The organism is Candidatus Cloacimonadota bacterium (assembly GCA_034661015.1).
In the GTDB taxonomy this organism is placed as follows: Bacteria; Cloacimonadota; Cloacimonadia; order JGIOTU-2; family JGIOTU-2; genus JAYEKN01.
This window is the reverse complement of sequence record JAYEKN010000148.1, coordinates 10,795-13,175: the sequence shown is the minus strand read 5'-3', so window position 1 is coordinate 13,175 and position 2,381 is coordinate 10,795. Positions and strand designations below refer to the sequence as shown.

Below are 2,381 nucleotides of genomic sequence, written 5' to 3'. Positions count from 1 at the left end.
TCAGCATTTCAGCAATTCAGCGGGAAATGAAAATTGTTTTCGATTAATTTTACAAAAATATGAGAGGATGTAAAAAAAATCAAGGTAATAAAAAATGGGAAAGAATCTGAATGATGTTGTAAATAAATTGAATGAAAAAGAATTCTGTAGAAAATTTGTTTACTGGTAAAAAATATTCACTTGAAAATGGAAATTTAAAAATTGATCTCCCTACATTGGGTGGAGCTATTTTAAAATAGAATAGATATTATGAAAAAAACTATGATCTTCTTATTGTTAGTTTATTTCGCAGTTAAAATAACATTTTGTTTTTCTAAAATCTTGACAGCAACAACCTACGGGAAATAAGTTTAAACATTTAGAATTTAGTAATCAATAAGATCGTTCTGTTTTTTCAACATCAAAATTTTGTTTTTTTTGTTATTATTGCGTTACCTTGTCATTGTTTTTTGCTGTTTAATTGATATTATGGTCATTGATTGCAATATAATCATAAAATAGGAGTAAAAATGTTTTGGAATTATTTATTAAACATGATCACAAATGATGTGGCGATAGACCTTGGCACTGCTAACACTTTGGTATATGTCAAAGGAAAAGGTATTTTGGTGGATGAACCATCCATCGTTGCGATGGAAAGCGAGTCGAAAAAGGTGATCGCTGTTGGACGAAAAGCAAAAGAAATGCTAGGAAAAACTCCAGCCGAGATAGTGGCAATAAAACCAATGAAGGATGGTGTGATAGCCAATTTTGAAATAACCGAAGCAATGTTGCGTGATTTGATTCTTCGGTCTCAACAGAAGAAATTTCTCATTCGCCCTCGAGTTATTGTTGCTGTGCCTTCAGGTATTACAGAAGTGGAAAAAAGAGCTGTACGCGAATCTGCCCAACACGCCGGAGCTCGTCAGGTTTATCTCGTTTCAGAACCATTAGCTGCTGCCATAGGAGTGGGATTGCCGGTTCATGACGCTTACGGAAATATGATTATTGATATTGGCGGCGGAACAACCGAGATTGCAATAATTTCTCTTTCTCATATTGTTGACCATAATTCCATCCGTATTGGCGGCGATGAAATGGATGTGGATATAATTACTTTTTTAAGGAATGAGCACAACCTTTTCATTGGAGAAGCAACTGCCGAGAGGATTAAGATCAAGATTGGGTCTGCTCACAAATTGAAAGAGGAATTAACGATGGAAGTACGCGGTAGGGATTTGATTAGCGGATTTCCGGTAACCAGAAAAATTAATTCCGAAGAAATTCGTGATGCTTTATCTGAAACAGTAACAAAAATAGTGGATGCGATAAAAAGGTTATTTGAAAAGACCGCTCCTGAGCTGGCAGCGGATATTGCAGATCGCGGGATTGTACTCACAGGTGGCGCTTCTCAACTTAAAGGACTTGATCGCAGAATCAAAGAAACCGTGGATCTGCCTGTTACATTGATTGACAAACCACTTACCAGCGTGGTTATGGGAAGTGGAGCAATATTGGATAATCTGGAAGAATATCAAAAAGTTCTGCTAAAACAAAAATAAAAAATTTGATTAACAACGAATAAAACCAACGAATCCAAAATATATTTTTTATTCGTTTTGTCCGCCTAAGGCAGATGTATTTAAACCTCGCAAATGGGCAGAAAATCTTCGCAAGTTAAAATCGGATTACTAAATGCAAAAAGCAAATAATATTCTGTTTATAGTTTTACTTATTATTTCGATTGTTTTTATTTCGGGCAATAATCAAGACAGGATAAATAAAGCACAATTTGTAGGCAGATATTTTTTTTTGCCATACACTTCCAGTATTTCGTATATTTCTTCTTTAGCAAATCTGACCAAAAAGAATGCGGAATTGGCGGAAAAACTTTTCTCAGCTCAGATGCAAAATCGTCTTATGTCTGAAAAGATATTAAAATTCAACAGAATATCATCTTTGTTGGATAGTGCAAGTGAAAATAATTTGCAAATAAGGATTTCACATGTTGTTGGTACGGGCTCATTTATAAATTTTGAAACATTAAGTATTGACGGCGATGTGTCTGAAAATGTAAAAAAAAATTCTCCGGTAATTTCCGCAAATGGTTTAATTGGAAGAATCACAACTGTTTATCCCTCATTTTCTGTAGTTCAAACTTTCCGTAACCGATATTTCCGTATGGGAGCAATAGATGAGAGAAGTCGAGTGAATGGGATAGTAGAGACAGAACTCGACGGGAGAATTTATTTTCGAAAAATAAAGGTCGGAAGTAATATCAAGATTGGTGATAAGATAATAACATCAAGTCTGAGTTCAATTTATCCTCCGGGAATTCCGCTCGGTGAAATCATAAAAATATCAGAAACCAAAAACAGTTTATTCATGGAAGCAGAGATTCA

Annotated in this window: 2 protein-coding genes; both read left to right on the top strand. The window is 34.7% G+C overall.

Annotated elements, in window-relative coordinates; translation table 11 throughout:
- The first annotated feature begins 509 nt into the window (after positions 1-509).
- On the top strand, positions 510-1,541 hold the full coding sequence (locus U9P79_05945; protein ID MEA2104163.1) for a rod shape-determining protein: 1,032 nt from the start codon (positions 510-512) through the stop codon (positions 1,539-1,541).
- Between the two features lie 133 nt (positions 1,542-1,674).
- A partial coding sequence (gene mreC / locus U9P79_05940) for a rod shape-determining protein MreC (protein MEA2104162.1) occupies positions 1,675-2,381 on the top strand: 707 nt, incomplete at its 3' end.